Source organism: Petralouisia muris, assembly GCF_004793545.1.
In the GTDB taxonomy this organism is placed as follows: Bacteria; Bacillota; Clostridia; order Lachnospirales; family Lachnospiraceae; genus Petralouisia; species Petralouisia muris.
Genome location: NZ_SRYA01000220.1, coordinates 1 through 893 on the forward strand (window position 1 = coordinate 1; position 893 = coordinate 893).

The 893-nt window shown below is 40.3% G+C and carries 1 protein-coding gene; it reads left to right on the forward strand.

Annotation, left to right across the window (positions count from 1 at the left end; all coding sequences use genetic code 11):
- A partial coding sequence (locus tag E5329_RS29160; RefSeq protein ID WP_135992581.1) for an ISAs1 family transposase occupies nt 1–860 on the forward strand: 860 nt, incomplete at its 5' end.
- Nucleotides 861–893 lie beyond the last annotated feature (33 nt).

Consider the following 893-nt stretch of genomic DNA (forward strand, 5'->3'; position numbering starts at 1 on the left):
TTTATAAAAAATGGAATGAGCTCGTAAACAGCAACGAAGGGGAAACACTCAAAAAAATCATCTGCATCGATGGAAAAACCATGAGGGGAAATAAATCAAACGGCCAGAAAGCAAACCATATTGTTTCCGCATGGTGTGACATGGACGGTTTCTGCCTTGGGCAGAAAAAAGTGGAGGAAAAATCAAATGAGATCACTGCAATCCCGCAATTATTGGATGCCATACAGGTAAAAGGCTGCGTTATAACGATTGACGCCATGGGGACGCAGACGGAAATCGCGGAAAAAATAAAACAAAAGCGTGCAGATTATACGCTGGCGGTAAAGGAAAACCAAAAAAACCTGTATAGGGGGATAAGGGAGTATTTTGAGGACGGGGAACTTCTGAAAGAAATAAAATGCAGCGGCGGCTATAAAGTTACCAAAGAAAAATCCCATTCCCAAATAGAAACAAGGGAATACTACCAGTGCGACAGACTGGGATGGATGCAGGAAAAAAGCCGCTGGAAAGGGATAAAAAGCATAGGGATGATCTGTAAAACAACGGAACAGGCAGGTGAACAGATAATAGAAAGAAGATATTATATAAGCAGCCTGCCGTTGAATGTGGAACTGTTTGCAAGGACAGTGAGGGAACACTGGTCAGTGGAAATCATGCACTGGCATTTGGATGTAACTTTTAAAGAAGACGCCAACGCCACTTTGGATAAAACAGCGGCACAAAATTTGAATATCATAAATAAGTGGTGTTTATCAATATTAAAACTTTTTGATGTGGGGAAGAAAATGTCGCTGAGAAAGAAACGATATTGTATCAGTATGAACGCTAGAAAGTATTTGGAACAGATATTAGCTCTGTAGGGCTTGACAATAAAGCATAATAAAGAGAATGAA